Source organism: Streptomyces sp. NPDC000075 (genome assembly GCF_040301925.1).
Lineage (GTDB): Bacteria > Actinomycetota > Actinomycetes > Streptomycetales > Streptomycetaceae > Streptomyces > Streptomyces polychromogenes.
Map to the genome: position 1 here is coordinate 18,237 of NZ_JBEPFL010000036.1, position 22,225 is coordinate 40,461.

Consider the following 22,225-nt stretch of genomic DNA (forward strand, 5'->3'; position numbering starts at 1 on the left):
CGCCGACCGGCTCCGGCGCTACTGGCCGCGCCCTTGGAGCGAGGCGAGATACGCGTTGTACGCCTCGAGCTCCTTGTCGCCGTCCCGGTCCGCGGCCCGGTCCGAGCGCTTCGCCGCCCGCTGCTCCGAGTGGTACCACTGGTAGACCAGGGCGATCAGCACCAGCACCGAGGGGATCTCGCTGAAGGCCCAGGCGATGCCGCCGCCCCAGTGCTGGTCCTCCAGGGCGTCGATGCCCAGGGAGGCCGCCGGGTGCGCGTACGTCTTGATCATCGGCTCGCTCGCCATCATCAGCGCGATGCCGAAGAAGGCGTGGAAGGGCATGCCCGCGAAGAGCTCCAGCATCCGCATCACGTACCCCGGGCGGTGCGGGCCCGGGTCCACGCCCATGATCGGCCAGAAGAAGATCAGGCCGACGGCCAGGAAGTGGACCATCATGCCGATGTGCCCGGCCCTGCTCTGCATCAGGAAGTCGAAGAGCGGGGTGAAGTACAGGGCGTAGAGGCTGGCGATGAACATCGGGATGGTGAAGGCCGGGTGCGTGACGATCCGCATGTACCGGCTGTGCAGCAGCATCAGGAGCAGCTCGCGCGGGCCCTTGCTGCCGCGGGCCGCGGGCGGCAGCGCGCGCAGGGCCAGCGTCACCGGCGCGCCGAGGAGCACCAGGATCGGGGTGACCATGCTGATCACCATGTGCTGGACCATGTGCACGCTGAACATGACCATGCCGTAGTCGTTCAGCTTGGTGCACATCACCAGCATCACCGTCAGCACACCGGTGACGAAGGCGACCGTCCGGCCCACCGGCCAGGAGTCCCCGCGCCGGCGCAGCCGCACCACGCCCCAGCCGTACAGGGCGAGCGCCAGCAGGGAGCCGAACAGGAAGAACGCGTCGAAGGAGAACTCCAGACCGCGTCCGAGGGTGAACGGCGGCAGGTCCATGTTCATATCCATGTTCATGTCCATGCCGTGACCGCTGTGGTCCATCTGTTCACTCCCTTGACTGTGGCGCCCCACCACAGTAGTGCCGCCCCCGGACGCGATCGCGTCCGGGGGCGGCCGAAGGGGTCAGAACGGGTTCAACGTCACAGAACCGTCTGCGCCTCGTCGTAGCGCGCGTCCGGGACCGTCTTGAGGTGCGAGGTCGCCTCCGCGAGGGGGACCATCACGATGTCCGTGCCGCGCAGGGCCGTCAGCATGCCGAACTCGCCCCGGTGCGCCGCCTCCACCGCGTGCCAGCCGAAGCGGGTGGCGAGGACCCGGTCGTACGCGGTGGGCGTGCCGCCGCGCTGGACGTGGCCGAGGATGACCGGACGGGCCTCCTTGCCCAGGCGCCGCTCCAGCTCCACGGCGAGGATGTTGCCGATGCCCGCGAAGCGCTCGTGGCCGTACTGGTCCGTGCCGCCCTGCTGGTAGTCCATCGAGCCCGGCCGCGGCTTGGCGCCCTCGGCGACCACGACGATCGCGAACCGCTTGCCGGCCGAGAAGCGCTCGCCGACGATCGCCGTCAGCTCCTCGATGTCGAAGGGCCGCTCCGGCACCACGATGGCGTGCGCGCCGGCCGCCATGCCCGAGTGCAGGGCGATCCAGCCGGTGTGGCGGCCCATGACCTCGACGACCATCACGCGCTGGTGGGACTCGGCGGTGGTCTTGAGCCGGTCCAGGGCCTCCGTGGCCACGCCGACGGCGGTGTCGAAGCCGAAGGTCACGTCCGTGGAGGAGATGTCGTTGTCGATGGTCTTCGGGACGCCGACGATGGGCAGCCCGCCCTGCGCGAGCAGGTTGGCGGCCTTCAGCGTGCCCTCGCCGCCGATCGGGATGATCGCGTCCAGGCCGAGGTCCGCCACGTGCCCCTTGGCCCGCTCCACGCCGTCGCGCAGGTGCGCGGGCTGGACGCGGGAGGAGCCGAGGATGGTGCCGCCGCGGGCCAGGATGCCGGCCACGGAGTCCAGGTCGAGCTTGCGGTAGTCGCACTCCAGCAGGCCGCGCCAGCCGTCGTGGAAGCCGATGACCTCGTCCCCGTGGTCGACGACGGCGCGGTGCACGACGGAGCGGATGACGGCGTTGAGGCCGGGGCAGTCGCCACCGGAAGTGAGCACACCAATGCGCATGGCAGGAAGACCTTTGCAACGTGGGCCGACGACCGGACCACGTCGTCCGGTTGGAACTAACCGTCACCCTACAAGCGGATTCCCGCCGGACTGAACCATCGTCCACACCGAGGACCTACCAAACGGAAGATCGTACGAAAGCACGTCGGCCCGGACCCCCGAGGGGGTCCGGGCCGGACGGTGTGCGCGAGGGCCTACGCGGGCTGCGTGGCCGCCGCGATGCGCTCGTCGCGCAGCGCCTCGTACCAGCGGTCGTCTATGGCCGGCAGCGCGTTCACGTCGAGGGCCAGCTTCAGCAGCAGGTCCGCGATCAGCGGGTTGCGGGCCATGACGGGGCCGTGCATGTACGTACCGAAGACGGTGTCGTTGTACGCGCCCTCGGTGCCGTCGCCGGTGCCGTTGCCCCGGCCGAGCCGGGTCCGGGCGAACGGCTTGGCCGTCGGGCCCAGGTGCGTGACGCCCTGGTGGTTCTCGAAGCCCGTCAGCGGGGGCAGGTTCAGCCGCGGGTCGATGTCGGCGAGCACGTCGCCGACGCACCGCTCGCCCTCACCGCGCACGGTCACCACGTCCAGCAGGCCCAGGCCCTGCTGGCGCTCGCCCATGTCGTTGACGAACTCGTTGCCGAGGATCTGGTACCCGGCGCAGACGGAGAAGACGATCGCCCCGTTCGAGACGGCGCGCTCCAGGCCGCCGTCGCGCAGCAGGCGCTCGGCGGCCAGCCGCTGCGGCCGGTCCTCGCCGCCGCCGATCAGGTAGATGTCGCCCGAGGTGGGGATGGGCTGGTCGCTGCGCACGTCCACGCGCTGCACGTCCAGGCCGCGCTGGCGCGCCCGGCGCTCCACGACGAGAACGTTGCCCTGGTCTCCGTACGTGCTGAGCAGGTCGGGGTAGACCCACACCAGACGCAGGCTGTTGTCGCTCATGCTCTTGTCCTCTATGGGTGACTAGTTGCCGACGCGGCGGCGCACGTCCTGGAAGGCGGTGTAGTTGGCGATCAGCTCGATCTGGCCGGGCGGCGCCAGCTGCACGGCCTCGTCGAGGGTCTCGCAGACCCGGAAGTCCAGGCCGGCGACCTCCAGGCGGACGGCCAGGTCCAGCTTGCGGTCGCCGATCACGAAGATCGGGTGGCCGGCGAGCCGCGGGTAGTCCACGTCCCACAGCCAGGAGGTGTCGGTGCCGTCCGCGCCGCGGGCGTTCACCGAGAGGATCACCGGCGCCGGGGGGCCGTCGATCAGCGAAAACGTTTCGAGCCAGCCGGCCGGGTTCTTCGCGAGCAGCAGGCGCAGCTCACGGCCCTGGAAGTTCACCACGTCGTAGCGGCCTGCGACGGCCTGGACCTGGTACATGCGCTCCAGCGCCACCTGCGGGGGCACGCCGAACACGGCGGCCACCGCGGCCGAGGTGGCGGCGTTCGCCTTGTTCGCGCGGCCGGGCAGCTGGAGGTGGATGGGCCAGGCGCTGCCGTGCGGGTCCAGGACGTGGTCGCCGGAGAGCACCCACGTCGGGGTCGGGCGGCGGAAACCGCACTCGCCGCAGAACCAGTCGTCGCCCGGGCGCTGCATCACACCGCCGCAGGAGGGGCACGACCAGGCGTCGTCCTTCCACTCCTGGCCGGCCGCGACCCACACCACGGTCTGCGACGAGGACGCCGACCACACGATCAGGGGGTCGTCGCAGTTCGCCACGATGACCGCCTTGGAGCCCTGGAGCCCCTCGCGCCACTTCTCGGCGAGCATGCGGGTCTCGGCCGCGCGGTCCAGCTGGTCGCGGGAGAGGTTCAGCAGGGCGATCACCTTCGGGGTGACGTCCCGGGCCACCCCGGCCAGGTACTTCTCGTCGACCTCGATGACGCCGTACTTGGCGTCCGAGCCGCCGGCCAGGGCGGAGGTGATGCCCGCCGGCATGTTCGCGCCCAGCGCGTTCGAGACGACCGGACCGCTGGCCCGCAGGGCCTCGGCGATCAGGCGGGTCGTCGTGGTCTTGCCGTTCGTCGCGGAGACGAGGACGACATCGAGATGCTGCGCCAGCGCGCCGAGGAGATCGGGGTCCAGCCTGAGTGCGACCTTGCCACCGATCACCGATCCGCTTCCGCGTCCCGCGGCCCGCGACACCGCCGCCGCGGCCTTGCCCGCCGTCACGGCCAGCTTGGCCCGCGGCGAAAGCGGCTCCGTGTTGCCTGCCATCGTCCTTTGTCCTCCTAGCGTCGGTCGCCCCAGCCTATCCAGTACCGGCCGCGGCCTTGACCGCGGCGCCCCAGGTCCGCCGCGGATCTCCTCATATATTCGCCCGTCGTACCCTTACCGCCATGCGACAGCGCCCCATCCCCGGTACCACCGGACTCGTCCGCACCATGAGCCTGCTGGGTGATCCGGTGCTCCATTCCGCCTGCGCCGAGGTCACCGACTTCGGCCCCGAACTCGACCGGCTCATCGAGGACATGTTCGCCACGATGTACGCCGCCCAGGGCGTCGGCCTCGCCGCGAACCAGATCGGGACCGGGCAGCGGGTCTTCGTCTACGACTGCCCCGACGACGATGACGTCCGCCATGTGGGACACGTGGTCAACCCCCGCCTGGTGGAGGCCGGCGGGGAGGAGTTCCTCGGTCCCGAGGGCTGTCTGTCGCTGCCCGGGCTGGAGGCGGGCACCGCCCGCTTCGACCGCGCGGTCGTCGAGGGGGTCACCTCCGACGGGAAGCCGGTGCGGATCGAGGGCACCGGGTTCTTCGCCCGCTGCCTCCAGCACGAGTGCGACCACCTCGACGGCACCGTCTACGCGGACCGGGTGACCGGTCTGCGGGCCCGCCTGCTGCGCCGGGCGATCCGCAAGACCTCCTGGGGCCGCGCGGCCGGGCAGCGCTAGGGCGTACGGGCCGTACGGCGGCGTACGACGCCGTACGGCGGCGGGCCCGGGCGGCTCAGAAGCCCGGGCCGTCCTCGCGGTTGCCGGCGGTGGCCAGGCGGCCCCACAGCAGGTCGGTGAGGCCCGCCACCAGGTCGGCCCGGGAACAGGGGCGTTCGCCGAGCCACCAGTCCCCGGCGGCGTGCATCATGCCGACGATGCCGTGCCCCCAGATCCGCGCCAGCCGCTCCCCGTCCTGGCCGAGGTCGACGCGCTCGCCGACCACCTGCGCCAGCTCCTCGCCGAGCCGGCGCAGCAGCGGGGCGGAGTGCAGGCCGACGTCGAAGCCGCGCTCGGAGCTCTGCGAGTCCTCGGCGGGGTGCATCAGGAACCGGTACACCTGAGGGCGGGCCTCGATGGCGGCGAGGTAGGTGTCGAGGGTGGACTCCACCCGGCTGCGACGTTCGGCGGGGGCGTCGAGCGCGGCCCGCAGCGAGTCGAGCAGGGCGTCGGTGTGCCGGACGGCCAGGGCCTGGTAGAGCCCCGCCTTGTCGCCGAAGTGCCGGTAGAGGATGGGCTTGGTGATGCCCGCCTCCGCCGCGATGGCGTTCATGGAGGCCTTGGGGCCGTCCCTGAGGACGACGCGGTCCGCCGCCTCCAGCAGCTCGCGCCGGCGGCGCTCGCCCGCTCCCGGTTCCGAGGCCCCGGCCTCCTGGGTGGTCTGCATGACGTGTTTCTCTCCCCGCCCTTGCGATGTGCGTGACGCCCACGCAACGTAACACCCCGCACACCCTGGAGATCGATCCGGCGGCGCTTGACAGTGCTTACCGGCCGGTAACAGACTGTGGTCTCGTTTAGGTTACCGGCAGTAACCCGCAGGGCGGGACTACCGGGCGGGGCCGTGAGGCCGTGTGCAGCAGCTGGAGGGGACATGGCGGAGTTCACCATGGAGCTCAACGACGACCAGAAGCAGGTCCGCGACTGGATCCACGGCTTCGCCGCCGACGTGATCCGCCCCGCGGCGGCGGAGTGGGACGAGCGCGAGGAGACCCCCTGGCCCGTCATCCAGGAGGCCGCCAAGGTCGGCATCTACTCGCTGGACTTCTACGCCCAGCAGTTCTTCGACCCGACCGGCCTGGGCATCCCGATGGCCATGGAGGAGCTCTTCTGGGGCGACGCCGGCATCGCCCTGTCGATCGTGGGCACCGGCCTCGCCGCCATCGGCGTCCTCGCCAACGGCACCGAGGAGCAGATCGGCACCTGGATCCCGCAGATGTACGGCACCCCCGACGACGTGAAGGTCGCCGCCTTCTGCTCCTCCGAGCCCGACGCCGGCTCCGACGTCGGCGCGATGCGCACCCGGGCCGTCTACGACCAGGCCACGGACGAGTGGGTGCTGAACGGCACCAAGACCTGGGCCACCAACGGCGGCATCGCCAACGTCCACATCGTCGTCGCCGTGGTCGACCCGGAGCTCGGCACCAAGGGCCACGCCTCCTTCATCGTCCCGCCGGGCACCCCGGGCCTCTCGCAGGGGCAGAAGTTCAAGAAGCACGGCATCCGCGCCTCCCACACGGCCGAGGTGGTGCTGGAGGACGTGCGCATCCCCGGCTCCTGCCTGCTCGGCGGCAAGGAGAAGCTCGACGAGCGGCTCGCCCGGGCCCGCGAGAAGGCGAAGGCGGGCGGGGAGAGGGTGAAGAACGCCGCCATGGCCACCTTCGAGGCCTCCCGCCCGGCCGTCGGCGCCATGGCGGTCGGCACCGCCCGGGCCGCCTACGAGGTCGCCCTCGACTACGCGAAGACCCGTACCCAGTTCGGCCGCCCGATCATCGACAACCAGGGCGTGGCCTTCCAGCTGGCGGACATGCGCACGCAGATCGACGCGGCCCGGCTGCTGGTGTGGCGGGCGTCGTGGATGGCGATCGCCGGGAAGCCCTTCACCGCGGCGGAGGGCTCCATGTCGAAGCTCTACGCGAGCGAGGTGGCCAAGAAGGTCACCGCCCAGGCGGTCCAGATCCTCGGCGGCAACGGCTTCACCCGGGAGTACCCGGTGGAGCGGATGCACCGCGACGCGGCCATCTACACGATCTTCGAAGGAACGAGCGAGATCCAGCGCCTGGTGATCGCCCGCACCCTCTCGGGAATGCCGATCCGCTGACCCCCGGCATCCTGTGATCCCCGCCACTCCGGCGGGGGTCACGGGGCAGTGGGTTGTGGTGATCGTCCCGTTTTGAGGGGGGTGTGCGCCGTGGTGTTCCCGGGGTCTCGGGCTCCGGCCCGCCGAGGAAGATCCGGAAAACGGGCATGAGCGCATGGTGAGCGGGCATACACACCCTGAACTCGACCTCGAATACGGGTTCCGTCCGGGGGCGACGATCAGTAATACTCGCCGCCACCGTGGATCGCGGAATCGACCGGGTGACCACCGGCCCTCCCGCCCCACACTGCGAGGAGGTGCGCCATGTGCTCCCACCAGCCCCCCTGCCCGCCCGCCGACAGCGCCGACCGTGACGCTGCCCGCACCGTGGCCTTCCATCCCGAACAGGGGTGGAGCCTGCTCTGCAACGGCGTGGTGGTCTTCGACGACACCGGGGAACTGCTCCCCGAAGGCCGGACGGTGGAACCCCGTCGCCCGGCCCTGGTCTGAGCGAGGAGGCAGCATGCGCCAGCAGCTGATCCGCAAGCCCGTCCCCAAGCCCGCCCCCCGAGACCTGGACCTGCGCACACCGTCGGGCCGACCCCTCCCGTACTGACGGGAGCTCTCGCCTTAGGTTGCCCACCGGCCGCCCTTCAGCCGGTGGGCGCCGCCGCACCGCCCCGGAACGCGGTCTCGAACGCCGCGTCCCCGATCGCCGCCCTGGCCTGCCGTTCGCCCTGGTCCCTCAGGGCCGTCAGCGAGGGCGAGCCCATCTGCGGCCGCCCCACCGTGCGCCACCACGCGTGCCCGGTGCCGAGCAGCCGCGCCGCCAGTTCCCCGTCGCCCAGGGCCGCCACCGCCGCCGCGAGCAGGTCCAGGCCGATCGCGATGCCGAAGCGGTCGTTCAGCAGCCGCTTGCCCGAGAGCATCGCCCGTACGTGCCGGGCGGCCTCCCCGTGCTGGCCGAGCCCGAGCGCCGCGAAGGCCAGGACGTAGTCCGCGTACGCCCGCAGCCAGCGCTCGCCCAGCGCCACGCACGCCTCGCGCAGCCCGTTGGCCTCCTCGGCGGCCTCCTCGAAGCGCCCCAGGTCGCACAGGGCGTACGCGCTCACCAGCCGGCACAGCAGCAGCCCCGCGCCGTCCCCGTCGCCGCCGTGGCCCGCCCGCGCCGGGGGGCCCGCCAGCGCGAGCGCCCGTACCGGGTCGCCCGGCATCAGGAGCGAGACCGACCGCAGGTAGGCGGCGCGCAGCCGCCCCTCCGGGTCGCCCAGCGCGTCCGCCGCCCGTACGCAGGCCAGGCCCGTCAGCCCGGCCGCCGCCAGGTCGCCCTGGAGCAGCATCGTCAGCCCCAGCGTCCAGAGCCCCTGGGCGTGCGCCGCCCCCGTCGGCGGGACCTGGGCCAGGGCCCGCTCCAGGAAGCCGCGGCCCTCCTGGAGGTGGCCGCAGGAGAACCAGAAGAACCACAGGGCGCCCGCCATCTCCAGGGCGGCCGCCGGGTCGGTCCCGAGCAGGTGCTCCAGCGCGGTGCGCAGCTGGGCGTGCTCGGTGCTCATCCTGCGGTACCAGTCCACCTGGCCCGGCCCCATCCAGCCCCGTTCGGCGGCCCGGGCGAGGGCGGCGTACCAGTGGGCGTGGCGGTCCGCGACGGTCCGTACCTCGTCCAGCTCGGTCAGCCAGTCGTGGCCGAACTCGCGGATGGTGTCCAGCATCCGGTAGCGGTCCCCGGCCCCGCGTTCCCGGGAGCGGCGTACGACGGACTTCGCGACCAGCCCCTCCAGCAGCCGCTCCACCCGCGCCGCCGGCAGCGGTCCGCCGGCGCACACCGTCCGGGCGGCGGCCACGTCGAAGTCCCCGGCGAACACCGACAGCCGGGCCCACAGCAGCCGCTCCAGCGGCTCGCACAGCTCGTGGCTCCAGCCGATGGCGGTCCGCAGGGTCCGGTGCCGGGCCGGCAGTGCGGCCCGGGTGGTGTCGGAGAGCACCTCGAAGCGGGCTCCGAGCAGCTGCGCCATCCGCTCCAGGGTCCACACCCGCAGCCGGGCCCCGGCCAGCTCCAGCGCCAGCGGGATGCCGTCCAGGCGGCGGCAGACCTCGGCCGCGAGGGCGGCCCGGGCGGGGTCGGCGAGGGTGGCGGCGGCCTGCGGGGAGGCGGTCAGGGCGCGGGCCCGGAAGAGGGTGAGGGCGTCGCTGTCGGGGCCGTCGCAGGGCAGCGGGCGGACCTCCACGACGGTCTCGCCGGGGGAGCCCAGCCGTTCGCGGGAGGTGACCAGCACCGTCAGGCCGGGTGCTGACTGCAGGAGTTCGCCGACCAGGTGCCGGACGGGGGTGACCAGGTGCTCGCAGGTGTCGAGGACGACGAGCAGGGTCTTGTCGGCGATCCACGCGCACAGTTCCTCCTCGAGGGACTGCTCGGTGTGGCCGGCGACGCCGATGGTGAGGCCGAGGGCGTGGGCGAGGGTGGTGGCCAGGAGTCCGGGGTCGCGCAGCGGGGAGAGCTCCACCCACCAGACCCCGTCGGGCCGTGCCCGGGCGGGGCGGGCGCCGGCGGCCCGCAGGGCGAGCCGGGACTTGCCGACTCCGCCCACCCCCGTCAGCGTGATCAGTCTTCGCTGGTCCAGCAGACCGCCGAGGCGGTCGAGTTCGGCCTCGCGGCCGACGAAGCTCGCCGTCTCCGGCGGCAGGTTTCCCGGCACGGCGTCAGATTCTGACGCATGGTCGCCGCCCGTGGCACCTGTCTGATTGTGGTTGACCGAGTACTCACCGAACACGGTTGTATTGTGCGCGATCTTCTTGCGCGGCCGTGCCGTTCGGCCCGGATCGGTGGCGGGGGCTCCCGGTGGCCTCAGCCCGGCAGGGTGACGTGGCGGTCCTCCGAGAAGGCGCCCCAGTTGCCGTCGGGCAGGCGGGCGCGGAGTTTCAGGGTCCAGGCGGTGCCGGCCGGTTCCGTCGTGGTGAGCCGGTAGGAGGCCCGGCCCTTGGGTACGGCCCCGGCTCCGAACTGGATGACCGTGACGGGACGGTCGTTGACGTAGAGCTGGTACTCGCTCGTCTCGCGGCCGGTGTCCGGGGCGGTCCAGGTCAGGTCCACCGTGCCGGGGGAGGCGGAGGCGGTGAACGCGCCCGGTGCGGTGCCGGGGCCCTGTGCGGGGTCGTCGGGGGTGGTCACGGCCACGGCCGGGCCGTCGGGGGAGGTGTTGTCGGAGCCGTCGCGGGCCCGGACGGTGAACGAGTAGGCGGTGCCCGGCTGGAGCCCGGTCAGGGTGGTGGCGCTCTCGCCGGCGCCCGCCGTGTGGATCCTGACCCCGCCCTGGTAGACGTCGTACGCCGTCACGCCCGTGTCGTCCGTGGCCGGGGTCCAGTTCAGCCGTACCGCCCGGGGCCCTTCGGGGCGGCCGGCGGTGGTGGGCGGGGCGGAGGGCGGCTGCCGGTCGTCGGCCTTGGCGGTGGGGGTGGTGACCTGCGCGGCGGCGCCGGCGGGGGAGTGGTTCCCGGCGGCGTCGCGGGCCCGGACGGTGAAGGAGTAGGCGGTCCGGGGGGTGAGGCCGGTGATGTCCACCATGGTCTTCTCGGCGGGGACTTCCCGGACGATCCGGCCGTTCTGGAAGACCTGGTAGCCGGTGACCCCGTCGGCGGGGGCGGCGGCCTCCCACATCACATGGACCGAAGTGGCGCTGCCCGCCTGGGCGGTGAGCCCGGCGGGGGCGTGCGGGGGCGTGGTGTCCGCGTCCGCCCCGCAGGCGGTCAGGGCGGGGGCGGCCAGGCAGAGGGCGAGGGCCGCGAGGACCGCCCCGGCGCGGCGCGGGGCCGTGATGGGTCGCACGGGGTGCCTTCCTCGTACGTGCTCTCGTAAAGGTCTAGACATATATGGCACGGGTGGGGGCGGCCGGACAAGACCCCTGTGGCCGGGAACCGGCGCCCGTATGACCCGGTTCGTCTTCTTCTGATCTCGTCTGGCATTATTGCGATCTCTTTGCAATTACAGATGATCTTAAACAGGGATGTGCACACCATGACGGCCCGGAACGTACGGGGGGCCGCTGCCGCGGCGCTCGCCGCCGCACTCAGCACGGGCGTGACGGCCTGCTCGAACCCCTCGGCCCCCGCCCCGGCCGACTCCGCCGTCGTCGGCATCGCCACTGAACCGGAGAGCCTCAGCCCGCTGCTCGGCTACGGCAAGGACGGCAACTCCAAGATCTTCGACGGGCTCCTCACCCACGACGCGGACATGAAGCTGAAGCCCGCGCTCGCCGAGGCCCTGCCGGAGGTCTCCGCCGACGGCCGTACGTACACCTACCGGCTCCGCCAGGGCGTCAGGTTCAGCGACGGGGAGCCCTTCTCCGCCAAGGACGTCGAGTTCACCTACCGCACCATCCTCGACCCGAAGACCAACAACGCCTCCAGGACCGAACTCGACGCCGTCGAGAGCGTCACCGCCCAGGGCGCCGACCGGGTCGTCTTCACCCTCAAGTACCCCTACGCGCCCTTCGCCGAGCGCACCGTCCTGCCCATCGCCCCCGAACACGTCGCCGGCCGCCAGGACGTCAACAGCGGCGAGTTCACCACCCGGCCGGTGGGCACCGGCCCCTACGTCCTCACCGGCTGGTCCAAGGGCGAGAAGCTCAGCTTCAGGGCCAACCCCGGCTACTGGGGCGGCGAGCCCGCCGTGAAGAACCTCACCATGGCCGTCGTCAAGGACGACGACGTGCGCGCCACCCGGCTGCGCTCCGGTGAGCTCGACGCCGCGATCCTGCCCCCCGCCCTCGCCCGCGGCTTCGCGAAGGACCCCTCCCGCACGACGTACGCGGCCAGGACCTTCGACTACCGCAACGTCACCCTCCCGACCCACCACGCGGTCACCGGCGACCTCGCCGTCCGCCGCGCCCTCGACCTGGCCGTCGACCGCAAGGCCATGGTCGGCGCCCTCCTCGACGGCGCCGGCAAGGCCGCCTACGGCCCGGTCCCCACCGACAGCCCCTGGTTCACCCCCGGCACGGAGCGCCCGTACGACCTCGACCGCGCCCGGCGGATCCTCGACGAGGCCGGCTGGAAGACCGGCCCGGACGGCGTCCGCGTCAAGGACGGCGTCCGCGCCGCCTTCCCGCTCTGGTACACCTCCGGCGACAAGATCCGCCAGGACCACGCGCTGGCCTTCGCCTCCGACGCCAAGAAGGCGGGCATCGAGGTGCGGACCGAGGCCGGCACCTGGGAGGTCATCGAGCCCCGGATGAAGACCGACGCCGTCCTCGCCGGGGGCGGCTCCCCGGCCGACCCCGACTTCGACCAGTACCAGCTGCTGACCTCCTCCCTCGCCGGCGACGGCTTCAACAACATGGCCCGGTACGACAACCCCGCCGTCGACCGCGCCCTGGCCGACGGCCGCACCAGCGGCGACCCGGCCGTCCGCAAGGCCGCCTACGACACCGTCCAGCGCGAGCTCGCCCAGAACCCCGGCTACGTCTTCCTCACCCACATCGACCACCTCTACGTCGTCTCCGACAAGTGGGAGGGTCCCTCCACCCAGGTCGAACCGCACGACCACGGCCTCGGCGCCGGTCCCTGGTGGAACGTCGAGCAGTGGAAGCCGAAGCAGAAGTGACACCCCGACCCCCACGCCCGCCCTGGGGGCCGATGGCGCGGATGACCGGGCGGCGGCTGCTCTCCGCCGCCCCGGTCCTGCTCGCCGTCACCCTCGGCGTCTTCGCCGTCGCCGCGCTCTCCCCCTTCGACCCCGTCAAGGCCTACGCCGGCACCGCCGGACTCACCGCCTCCGCGGCCGAACTCGACCAGCTGCGCGCCAACCTCGGCGCGGACCGGCCCTTCCCCGCCCGCTGGTGGGACTGGCTCACCTCCGCGCTCACCGGCGACCTCGGGAACTCCACCACCCTGCGCGGGCCCGTCGCCGACGCCATCGCCGAGCGCCTCGGCTGGTCCGCGCTGCTCGCGGGCTGCGCCTTCGCCGTGGCGGTCCTCCTCGGCACCGCCCTCGGCGTGCTCGCCGCGCGCCGCCGGGGCGGCGCGCTGGACCGGACGGTGAGCGCCCTCGCGTACACCCTGGAGGCGGCGCCCGCCTTCTGGCTGGGGCTGCTGGCCATCTGGCTCTTCGCCGTGCGGCTGGGCGTCCTGCCCTCCGGCGGGCTCACCGACGCGGCCGCCGACACGGTCACCGCCGGACAGGTCGCCTCCCACCTGGTGCTGCCCGCACTGGTGCTCGGGATCTCGCAGCTGCCCTGGTTCTTCCTCTACGTGCGCCAGGGGGTCGCCGACGCCCTCGACGAGGACCCCGTACGCGGGGCCCGCGCCCGGGGCCTGTCGCCGCGCCGGGTCCTGGTGGGGCACGCCCTGCGTTCCGGGATGCTTCCCGTGCTGACCCTCATCGGCTCCCGGGTGCCCGAACTGATCACCGGCGCCCTGCTCGTGGAGACCGTCTTCAGCTGGCCCGGCATCGCCGCCGCCACCGTGCAGGCCGCCACCTCGGTGGACTTCCCGCTGCTGGCCGCCCTCACCGTCCTGGCCACGGTCGCGGTCCTGGCCGGCAACCTGCTGTCCGACCTGCTCTACGGGCTCGCCGACCCGAGGGTGGGCTTCGATGGCTGACGTCACCACCTGGCGCACCCGGGGCCCGGACCGCCGCTCCACCCGTGCCCTGCGGACACGCGCCTCGGCCGCCGTGGCGGCGGTGCTGGCCCTGGCCGTGCTGCTGGTGCCGCCGCTGGTCCAGCTCGACCAGCAGGCCGTCGACCTCTCCGCGAAGCTGCTCCCGCCGTCCTGGGCGCACCCCTTCGGCACCGACGACGTGGGCCGGGACCTGCTGCTGCGCTGCGTCTACGGACTACGGGTGTCGCTGCTGGTCGGCCTGGTCGCGGCGGTGGTCGCCACCGTCGTCGGTACGGCCGTCGGCGCGGCCGCCGGGGCGCTGGGCGGCTGGACCGACCGGCTGCTGATGCGGGCGGTCGACACCCTGTCGTCCGTACCGCACCTGCTGCTGGGGGTGTTCGTCGTCGCCCTGTTCCGGCCGGGGGTCTGGCCGGTGGTGGCGTCCGTGGCGGTGACCCACTGGCTGTCCACCGCCCGGATCGTGCGCGCTGAGGTCCTCTCGCTGCGCGGCCGCCCGTACGTGGACGCGGCCGTGTCCGGCGGCGCCTCGCGCTGGCGGGTCACCGTCCGCCACCTGCTGCCCGGGGTGCTGCCGCAGGCCGGGCTGGCGGCCGTGCTGATGGTCCCGCACGCCATGTGGCACGAGTCCGCCCTGTCCTTCCTCGGCCTCGGCCTGCCCGCCCACCAGGCCAGCCTCGGCACCCTCGTACAGGGAGGCCGCGGCTCCCTGCTCGCCGGGGACTGGTGGCCCACGCTCTTCCCCGGCCTGCTGCTGATCCTCCCGACACTGGCCATCGCCGGCCTCGCGGGCGCCTGGCGCGACCGCCTCAACCCCCGCCGACGCTCGGAGACCGTCCTGTGAACCGCCCCGACCCCACCCCGCCCGCCCCGGGGCCCGCGCCGCAGTCCGGCCCGGCCGGGGACGGCGGGCCCGTGCTGCGCGTCCAGGGGCTCTCCGTGCGGTTCCGGACGGGCGGCGGCCGTTACGTCGAGGCCGTCTCCGGGGCGGAGTTCAGCCTGGCGGCGGGGGAGTGCCTGGTACTCGTCGGGGAGAGCGGCTGCGGCAAGTCCGTCCTGGCCTCCGCCCTGCTCGGACTGCTCCCCGGCAACGCCGAGACCGCCGGATCGGCCCTCCTCGCCGACGGCCTCGACCTGCTCGCCGCCGACGAGGACACCCTCGCCCGCACCGTACGGGGCCGCCGCGTCGGCCTGGTCCCGCAGAGCCCCGCCGCCCACCTGACCCCGGTCCGCACCGTCCGCTCCCACCTGGAGGAGACCGTCCGCGCACTCACCGGCTCCCGCGCCCCGCGCCGGGCCGCCGAGGCCGCGGCCGCCCGCGCCGCCTTCCCCGCGACCCACCTCGACCACCACCCCCATCAGCTCTCCGGCGGCCTCGCCCAGCGCGCCGCCACCGCCCTCGCGCTCATCGGGGACGCCCCGCTGCTCCTCGCCGACGAGCCCACCACCGGCCTCGACCGGGACCTCGTCGAGCGCACCGCCGACGAACTGCGCGCCCACACCCGGGCCGAAGGCCGCGCGCTGCTGATGATCACCCACGACCTCGCAGCCGCCGAGCGCGTCGCCGACACCGTCGCCGTCATGTACGCCGGCCGGATCGTCGAACTCGGCCCCGCCGAAGCCTTCTTCGGCGCACCCGGGCCGCGCCACCCCTACGCCCGCGGCCTGCTGAACGCCCTGCCCGAACGCGCCTTCACCCCCGTCCCCGGCTCCCCGCCCGAGCTCGGCGACCTCCCGCCCGGCTGCGCCTTCGCCCCCCGCTGCGCCCTCGCCGACCCCCTCTGCCGGACCGTCCGGCCGCCGCTCACCGAAGGGGTGGCCTGCCACCGTGCTTGAGCTCCAGGGCATCACCGCCGGCTACGACCCCCGCAGCCCCGTCGTCCGCGACGCCCACCTCACCCTGCGCCCCGGCGAGGCCCTCGGCCTGCTCGGGCCCAGCGGCTGCGGCAAGTCCACGCTGGCCCGGGTCGCCGCCCTGCTGCACCGGCCCGACCGGGGCACGGTGGTCCTCGACGGCAGCCCGGTCACCGGCTTCCGGCACCGGGCCCCGCGCTCCCTGCGGACCGCCGTGGGCGTCGTCTTCCAGCAGCCCCGGCTCTCGGCCGACCCCCGCCTCAGCCTCCGCGACCTGGTCGCGGAACCACTGCGCGCCACCGGCCGCCGGCACGGGGCGGACGCGGCCGTGGCGGGACTGGCCGAGCGGGTCGGCCTCGGGGCCGACCTCCTCGTCCGGCGCCCCCACGAGGTCAGCGACGGCCAGCTCCAGCGCGCCTGCCTGGCCCGGGCGCTGGTGCTGCGGCCCCGCTGGCTGGTGTGCGACGAGATGACCGCCATGCTCGACGCCTCCACCACCGCCGCCCTCGTCAGCGTGGTGGAGGAGTACCGGAGGGAGACCGGAGCCGGTCTGCTGGCCGTCGGGCACGATCCGGTGCTGCTCCGCCGCTGGTGTGGCCGTACGGCCGACTGGAGCGACGTCGCGCGCGGTTGATCGACTGTTGCGCGTTCGTGAATCATCCCTCCCGGCCATGGACTCCTCGGGCGGTGCGACCTAGCGTCTCGCGGCGGCGCGATGTCAGACGTGATGTCAACAGCACCGAACGAGAAGGAGGAAACCCGGATGTTCCGAAGAGCGCTGAACTGCGCCGTGTTCCCCGCCCTCGCCGCCCTGACGGTACTGGCCGGGACCGTCCCGGCCCACGCCGAGGAGATCCCCCAGGCCCCCGGCCACCGCCTGGTCGGCCACTACGACGGGGCCCCCGCGACCGCCGCCCCGCTGCCGGGCGAGGCTCCGCCGCAGCACCCCTTCCTCGCGCCCAACGGCCGCAGCGGCATGCACTCCGACGCGGGCGGCAGCGCCACCTCCCCGTGGTCGGGACCCCTGGGCAGGAACCCGCAGGTCACCAGTGAGAAGATCGCCGCGCTCGGCGGAGAGTGCGCCACCGCCACCTTCGACGCGGGCGGCCGCCTCGTCACCGTCTGCGGCACCTTCTCCGGTTTCAAGGTCAAGCTCCTGGAGCCCCGTACGCTCGCCACGCTCGCGGAACACCAGCTCCCGCAGCGTTCCTCGACGGTCGAGGCGATCACCTCGCTCGACTTCTCGAAGATCTTCAAGGACACCTCGGGCGGCGCCTACTTCTACCTGGACGACCGGGACCGCGCGGTACTGGCCGACTCCCGCCAGCACGTCCTGCGCCTGGCCCACTCCCAGAACCCCGACGGGAGCTGGAAGTTCACGGTCGAGGACGACTGGGACCTCACCGGCCACGTCCCGCACGACTGCGCCGGCTGGACCAACCTCTGGCCCAGCGGCACCTGCGACCCCGTCACCTCGGTCATGCCCGACTGGAACGGCCTCATCTGGTGGGTCACCCGCCAGGGCCGCGTCGGCACCGTGGACCCGGCGACCTCGCGGATCCGCTCGGTCCGGCTGGAGGGCGAGGAGATCCAGAACTCCTTCTCGGTCGCCGAGGACGGCGTCTCCATCGTCTCCGACCACGCCCTCTACGGCTTCCGCGCCACCGCCGACGGCACCCCCGAGGCGCAGTGGCGCCAGACGTACGACCGCGGGACCGGGACCAAGCCCGGCTCCGTGAACCAGGGTTCGGGCACCACCCCCGACCTCTTCGGCAACGGCTACGTCGCCATCACCGACAACGCCGACGACCGGATGAACGTCCTGGTCTACCGGCGCGGCGCCGACGTCCCCGCCGACCGGCGGCTGGTCTGCAAGGTGCCCGTCTTCGGCTCCGGCGCCTCGACCACCGACAACTCGCTGATCACCTGGGGCAACAGCATCGTCGTCGAGAACAACTACGGCTACGAGAACGTCACCTCGCTGCTGCTGGGCAAGTCGGTCGTCGGCGGCGTCAGCCGCATCGACGTCCGCGCGGACGGCAGCGGCTGCGACACGGTCTGGCAGAGCGCGATCCGCTCGCCCTCCGTCGTCCCCAAGCTCTCCACCGGCAACGGGCTGCTCTACTTCTACGAGAAGGAACCCAACTTCTGGGGCATCGACGCCTGGTACCTCACGGCGGTCGACTTCCGCACCGGTGAGCGCCGCTGGCGGCGGCTGACGGGCACCGGCCCGCTGTACGACAACAACTGGGCGCCGATCACCCTCGGCCCCGACGGCACGGCGTACGTCGGCGTGTTCAACGGCATCGTCGCCGTCCGCGACGGCGGCTGACCCGGCCGGCGCCCGCGCGGGCTCACCCCTTCAGGCCCGCGCAGGCGTCGGAGCGGGAGCCCGGGGGCAGGAGCCGGCGCTCGCCGTCCGTGAAGGGGCGCGCGGCCAGCCGGCACGCCCGGGCCCGCCAGGCCTCCGGGTCAAGGGGCAGTACCCGCACGCCGGAGCCGTCCAGCCAGGCGAGTCGCCGGCCGTCCTGCGACCAGTCGACGGTGCCGCCGTAGCCGGGGGTGAAGTGGTACTTCTCGGCGCCCTGGGCCAGATCCCAGAAGGTGAAGGAGTTGACCGAGCCGACCGTGCTCAGCGTCGACGCGTCGGGGAAGCCGTTCAGCCACCGGGTGCCCTGGTAGGCGAGGGTCCTCGTCGGCTCCTTCCCCTCCACGTCCCGGATCTGCAGGCGTCCGTCCTTGGTGAGGACCGCCAGCTTGCGGCCGCTCGGGTCGAAGAGCATCTGGCTCACGTAACCGTCCTCCTCCTTGAACGGGATCGTGTCGGCCGTGCCCTTCTCGAAGTCCCAGAGCTGGATCCGGTCACCCGGAGCACGGACCGCCGCCTGGTGGTGACCGGGGCGGGCCGTGGCGAAGACGGACGCGGCGGCCGTCGACACGTCGATCGGGTCCTGGGCCCTCGGCCGGTACGTCTCACCCGCCGCCCTGCCGGTATTCAGGTCCCAGCGGGACACATAGGAGACGGCCGACACCAGAGCGTGGTCGGCGCCGTCGAACGAGACGCCGACCCAGGCCGGTGTGCGGCCCGTGCGGGGGTCCGCGCGCGACGGGTCGATGCCGGGGGGAGCGGGCAGGCCGAGCCGGCGCACCTCGGTGAGAGGGGGGCCGCCCTCCTGCCTCAGGTCCCACACCAGGACCCCGAGGCCGTCGGCGGTGACGGTCAGCAGCCGTTTGCCGTCGGGGCTGAACGACGCGTAGAGCCGGGCGAGCGGGGCCGAGGGACGCAGGGCCGCGAGCTGGCGGTGCGTCGTCAGGTCCCACAGGCGCAGGGTGGCGCCGTCCGCGTCCACACTGGCGACCCGGCCGGTGTCCACGTCCACGGTGCGGATCAGACTCGTGAGCATGGCGGCGTCGAAGCCGGTCGGCCGCGGCACCTCGGCCACGACGATCGTGCCGCCCGCGCTGATCGCCACCTTCATGGCCTCGGGAGGCCCGGCGAGGCTGATCGCCGGCAGCGTCGCGGAACCCGCGACGAACTCGTCCTGCTGGGCGGCGGCCGGCAGGTCGAGCGTGGCGGGCAGCCCCTCCTGGAGGTCCAGCACCAGGCACCGGTACCGGCCCAGGGACCCCCCGAACCGCTGCGCCGGGTTGAGCAGGAAGCGTCCGGTCCGGTCGAGCCGGGGCACGTACAGCGGGCAGACCAGGCCCAGCTGGCCGGTGCCGTACTGCTTCCTCACCTTCGGCTGCCCGGCCAGGTCCCAGGCCTGGAGGACACCCTCCCCGGTGCAGCGGACGAGGGTGGAGCCGTCGGCGCTCACGGTGACCGGGCCGGTCTCCTCGGTGCCCCAGGACTGCTCGTCGAGGCGGCCGTCGGAGAGCTGCCAGCGCACGAGCCTGCCGTTCGCCCCGGCGGCCGCTCCTTCCCGGACGATCCGGCCGATGACGGTATCGCCGTCCGGCCCGAACCAGGCGTTCGGGACCGTCCAGCCCGGGGGCGGGACGAGCGTGGGCCCGACCCTCGTCCCCTGGAGCGCCTCCCACACCTCGACGCCCTCCGTGGGGATGGCCGCGAGCAGCCGTCGCCCCGAGGCGTCGAAGCGGAGGTCGTCGGCGGGCCGGGCGTTGTCCCGGACCTGCTCGGCACCCCGCAGTTTCACCGTCCGCCAGCTGTCGTCGGCCTGACGGACGCCCACCGTGATGACGCCGTGGGGGCTGGAGGCCGCGGCGGTGCGCCCGTCCCCGGAAGCCGTCACCAGCCGGGTGGTGCCCTCCCGGAGGCCGGAGACGCGTGGTGGTCCCGTGCCGAGGTCGGCGCCCAGGAGGTCGCCGGAGGAGAGGCCGATGGTGACGTGCCGGCCGTCCTCGCTGAGGATCGTGTTCCGGACCTCACCCCTGCCCTCCAGCACGATCCGGTCGACCTGCCGCATCCGTACGTACTGCTCGAACAGGGCCGTCTGCGCCTCCGGTTTCGGGGACGTGCGGTACGCGGCCGCGCTCATCAGGGCCGAAGTGCCGAGCGAGACGTCGTCCAGCCGCGCCGCCAGCTGGGCCAGTTGCGGGGAGGCGCCGCGCCGCAGGTCCTCGTCGAGCCTGCCCTTCGCCCCGTACAGCTTCCAGGAGACGAAGAGGGTGGCGACCAGCGCGAGGCTCAGCACGACGACGGCCGCCCGTTTCAGCCACCCGGCCCGCCGGGCCTGAGCCGCCTCCTCCGCACGCCGGGCCAGGCTCGCCCGCAGGAACGCGCGCTCCCGTGCGGAGAGTTCGCCGCCTCGGGTCGCGGTCTGGGCGACGGCGGTGTCGAGCGGGGCGCCCGTCAGCAGCTGGTCCCGGGGCTCGCCCAAAGCGTGCCAGCGGTCGAGGTCGTGGCGCAGTCCGGCGCGCCAGCTGAGGAACTGCCGGTCGTGCGCCACCTGCCGGGCCAGGGTGGGCCAGGCGCCGATCAGCGCCTCGTGCGCCAGCTCCACGGTCTGGCCGCGCTCCGGATCCCCGCCGACGACCAGGATCCGCCGCTCCGCCAGCAGGCCGGCGATCCGCCAGCGCTCCTCCCCGGCCTCGGCCCGGCCCAGCACCGCGCGCAGCGGGGCCTCGCTCCCCGGCAGCAGTCTGACGAGCGCGGTGAGCAGCCTGAGGGCCTCCTCCCGGTCGTCCTCCCCGACGCACTCCCGCCAGGCGGCCTCCGCGTGCCGGCCGAGCGCGCCCCGGACCCCGCCGATCTCCTCGTACGAGTCGAACCGCAGCCGTCCGAGGGCCTGCTCGTCCCAGAGCCGGGCCAGGACGAATCCCAGCAGCGGCAGGGCGCCGGGTCCGGTACCCGCGTCGTCCAGCATCCGGGCGACCAGCCCGGGGTCGTAGGAGACGGAGGGGAGGCGCGTCAGGGGACGCAGGATCACCTCGGACATCTGGGCGCGGGTCATGGGCAGCAGCGGCCGGACGGTGGCCCGGGCCAGGGCCGGGCCCAGGACGGGGTGCGCCACGGCCGCGTCCGTGAAGTCGGTCCGGAGCGTGAGGAGGACCCGCAGTCCGGGGGGATGCGGATCGGGGAAGAGCAGCCCCACGGTGTCGTCCTGCGCGCGCCGCGGGTCGGCGAGGACGGCCTCGGCCTGGTCGAGTACGACGAGCAGCCGCTCGGCGTGCCCGTCGCCCAGGGCCAGCCGGGCGGCGGCCGGCAGGCCGTGCCGGGTCAGGGACTCCTCCAGGTCCTCCGGCGCCGCCGGCCCGGCGTGCCGCCGGGGCCGGGCCAGCCGGGCGAGCTCCGCCGCGAGGGCGGTGCGCACCGGGAGCCCGTCGGCGGCCCGGACCACCAGCACCTCGTGGCCCCGGGCCCGCAGCCGGGGCGCCACTCCGGCCAGGGCCAGCGAGGACTTCCCGCAGCCCGAGGGGCCGATCAGGGCCACGCAGGGGCGGGGGCCGGAGTTCAGGAGGGCGGTGACGTCGGCGGCCTCGGTGTCCCGGCCGAAGAACACCTCCGCGTCGGCCTCCCGGTAGGTCCCCAGGCCCCGGAAGGGGGAGGCCGGGGTGAGAACGGGGGAGAGGGCGGGGACCTCCGCGAGCAGGGTCCGGGTGGGGATCATGAAGCTCTGGCGGGCTCCCGAGAGCTGGGCCGCCACGACCATGCCGACGACGGCCCCGGCCCGGTCGTCCCAGACGGGGCTGCCGCTGAACCCCCTGTCCACGGGCACGCCCTGCCCGTCGGCGCCGGAGAGCTGCACCCACCCCTCGGCCGTGGGGCCGCGCAGCCGCCCGGCGTGCCAGACGCCGCCGGGGGAGGAGGCGGGGAAGCCCGCCACCCGCACCGGGTGGTCCCACACGCCGGGCGGTGAGGCCATGGCCGGCGGGGTCGCGCCCGGGACCGGGGCCGCCAGCCGCAGGACGGCGATGTCCCCGGTGCCGTCGTCCCGCAGCGGGACCCAGTGCGCCACCTCCGCCGGGGTACTGCCGGGGCTGCCGGACAGGGGGCGGTCGAGGGTCAGGGTGCCGGCCGGGGCCGCGACCCGTGCGCGGGCCAGCCCCAGCGCGTCGGCGACGACGTGGGCGCAGGTCAGCGCCAGGTCCGGGGCCACGAGGAAGCCGACGCCGCCCACCACCCCGTCCGGGCCGGTGACGCGGACGACGGCGGAGCCCAGTACGGCGTCGGCGCTCGCGGGGCCGCCGCTCCCGGTGGTCATCCCCAGC

General features: G+C 73.8%; 17 protein-coding genes. 9 read left to right on the forward strand and 8 right to left on the reverse strand.

The window, feature by feature from the left end:
- Window positions 1–18: 18 nt before the first annotated feature.
- From ABT403_RS31520 to ABT403_RS31535, 4 genes are all read right to left on the reverse strand, one after another.
- Complete coding sequence (locus tag ABT403_RS31520; protein ID WP_344155280.1) at window positions 19–987, reverse strand: cytochrome c oxidase assembly protein; 969 nt, start codon at window positions 985–987, stop codon at window positions 19–21.
- 98 nt (window positions 988–1,085) lie between these two features.
- On the reverse strand, window positions 1,086–2,111 hold the full coding sequence (locus ABT403_RS31525; protein WP_344155283.1) for a 6-phosphofructokinase: 1,026 nt from the start codon (window positions 2,109–2,111) through the stop codon (window positions 1,086–1,088).
- Between the two features lie 194 nt (window positions 2,112–2,305).
- Entirely contained in the window at window positions 2,306–3,034 is a 729-nt protein-coding gene (locus ABT403_RS31530) for a type 1 glutamine amidotransferase (RefSeq protein ID WP_344155286.1), read from the reverse strand.
- Window positions 3,035–3,055: 21 nt separating this feature from the next.
- Entirely contained in the window at window positions 3,056–4,294 is a 1,239-nt protein-coding gene (locus tag ABT403_RS31535; RefSeq protein WP_344155289.1) for a MurT ligase domain-containing protein, read from the reverse strand.
- A 122-nt stretch (window positions 4,295–4,416) separates the two neighbouring features.
- Here ABT403_RS31535 and def point away from each other — a divergent pair, with 122 nt between their 5' ends.
- Entirely contained in the window at window positions 4,417–4,971 is a 555-nt protein-coding gene (def, locus tag ABT403_RS31540; protein WP_344155291.1) for a peptide deformylase, read from the forward strand.
- 55 nt (window positions 4,972–5,026) lie between these two features.
- On the opposite strand, the gene ABT403_RS31545 is transcribed toward def, so the two are convergent.
- Window positions 5,027–5,677, reverse strand: a complete 651-nt coding sequence (locus ABT403_RS31545) for a TetR/AcrR family transcriptional regulator (RefSeq protein ID WP_344155294.1) — start codon at window positions 5,675–5,677, stop codon at window positions 5,027–5,029.
- Window positions 5,678–5,881: 204 nt separating this feature from the next.
- On the opposite strand from ABT403_RS31545, the gene ABT403_RS31550 reads away from it, so the two are divergent.
- Together ABT403_RS31550 and ABT403_RS31555 are read left to right on the forward strand one after the other, a co-directional pair.
- Window positions 5,882–7,108: an acyl-CoA dehydrogenase family protein gene (locus ABT403_RS31550; RefSeq protein WP_344155297.1), complete on the forward strand. Its 1,227-nt coding sequence runs from the start codon at window positions 5,882–5,884 to the stop codon at window positions 7,106–7,108.
- A gap of 303 nt (window positions 7,109–7,411) precedes the next feature.
- Window positions 7,412–7,597, forward strand: a complete 186-nt coding sequence (locus tag ABT403_RS31555) for a DUF5999 family protein (RefSeq protein ID WP_042809879.1) — start codon at window positions 7,412–7,414, stop codon at window positions 7,595–7,597.
- A 143-nt stretch (window positions 7,598–7,740) separates the two neighbouring features.
- Here the strand turns inward: ABT403_RS31555 and ABT403_RS31560 are convergent, their stop codons facing one another.
- Together ABT403_RS31560 and ABT403_RS31565 are read right to left on the reverse strand one after the other, a co-directional pair.
- The gene (locus ABT403_RS31560) at window positions 7,741–9,780 is read right to left on the reverse strand and encodes an ATP-binding protein (RefSeq protein WP_344155302.1); all 2,040 of its coding nucleotides are present in this window, start codon (window positions 9,778–9,780) and stop codon (window positions 7,741–7,743) included.
- Window positions 9,781–9,929: 149 nt separating this feature from the next.
- Window positions 9,930–10,907, reverse strand: a complete 978-nt coding sequence (locus ABT403_RS31565) for a fibronectin type III domain-containing protein (protein ID WP_344155305.1) — start codon at window positions 10,905–10,907, stop codon at window positions 9,930–9,932.
- Window positions 10,908–11,096: 189 nt separating this feature from the next.
- On the opposite strand from ABT403_RS31565, the gene ABT403_RS31570 reads away from it, so the two are divergent.
- The 6 genes from ABT403_RS31570 to ABT403_RS31595 all read left to right on the forward strand — a co-directional run bounded on the left by ABT403_RS31570 (window position 11,097) and on the right by ABT403_RS31595 (window position 17,885).
- Window positions 11,097–12,683: an ABC transporter substrate-binding protein gene (locus ABT403_RS31570; RefSeq protein WP_344155308.1), complete on the forward strand. Its 1,587-nt coding sequence runs from the start codon at window positions 11,097–11,099 to the stop codon at window positions 12,681–12,683.
- 32 nt (window positions 12,684–12,715) lie between these two features.
- The gene (locus tag ABT403_RS31575; protein ID WP_344155311.1) at window positions 12,716–13,681 is read left to right on the forward strand and encodes an ABC transporter permease; all 966 of its coding nucleotides are present in this window, start codon (window positions 12,716–12,718) and stop codon (window positions 13,679–13,681) included.
- A complete protein-coding gene (locus ABT403_RS31580) occupies window positions 13,674–14,543 on the forward strand; it encodes an ABC transporter permease (protein ID WP_344155314.1) in 870 nt (289 codons plus the stop codon). Before ABT403_RS31575 ends, ABT403_RS31580 begins: the two co-directional genes overlap by 8 nt.
- A 71-nt stretch (window positions 14,544–14,614) precedes the next feature.
- Window positions 14,615–15,535 carry an ABC transporter ATP-binding protein gene (locus tag ABT403_RS31585; protein ID WP_344155434.1) on the forward strand — a complete coding sequence of 307 codons (921 nt, stop codon included), beginning with the start codon at window positions 14,615–14,617 and terminating at the stop codon, window positions 15,533–15,535.
- On the forward strand, window positions 15,528–16,187 hold the full coding sequence (locus ABT403_RS31590; RefSeq protein WP_344155317.1) for an ABC transporter ATP-binding protein: 660 nt from the start codon (window positions 15,528–15,530) through the stop codon (window positions 16,185–16,187). Before ABT403_RS31585 ends, ABT403_RS31590 begins: the two co-directional genes overlap by 8 nt.
- A 129-nt stretch (window positions 16,188–16,316) precedes the next feature.
- On the forward strand, window positions 16,317–17,885 hold the full coding sequence (locus tag ABT403_RS31595; protein ID WP_344155320.1) for a hypothetical protein: 1,569 nt from the start codon (window positions 16,317–16,319) through the stop codon (window positions 17,883–17,885).
- Window positions 17,886–17,907: 22 nt separating this feature from the next.
- Here ABT403_RS31595 and ABT403_RS31600 read toward each other — a convergent pair whose 3' ends face one another.
- Entirely contained in the window at window positions 17,908–22,218 is a 4,311-nt protein-coding gene (locus ABT403_RS31600; RefSeq protein WP_344155323.1) for an nSTAND1 domain-containing NTPase, read from the reverse strand.
- Between the last annotated feature and the right edge of the window lie 7 nt (window positions 22,219–22,225).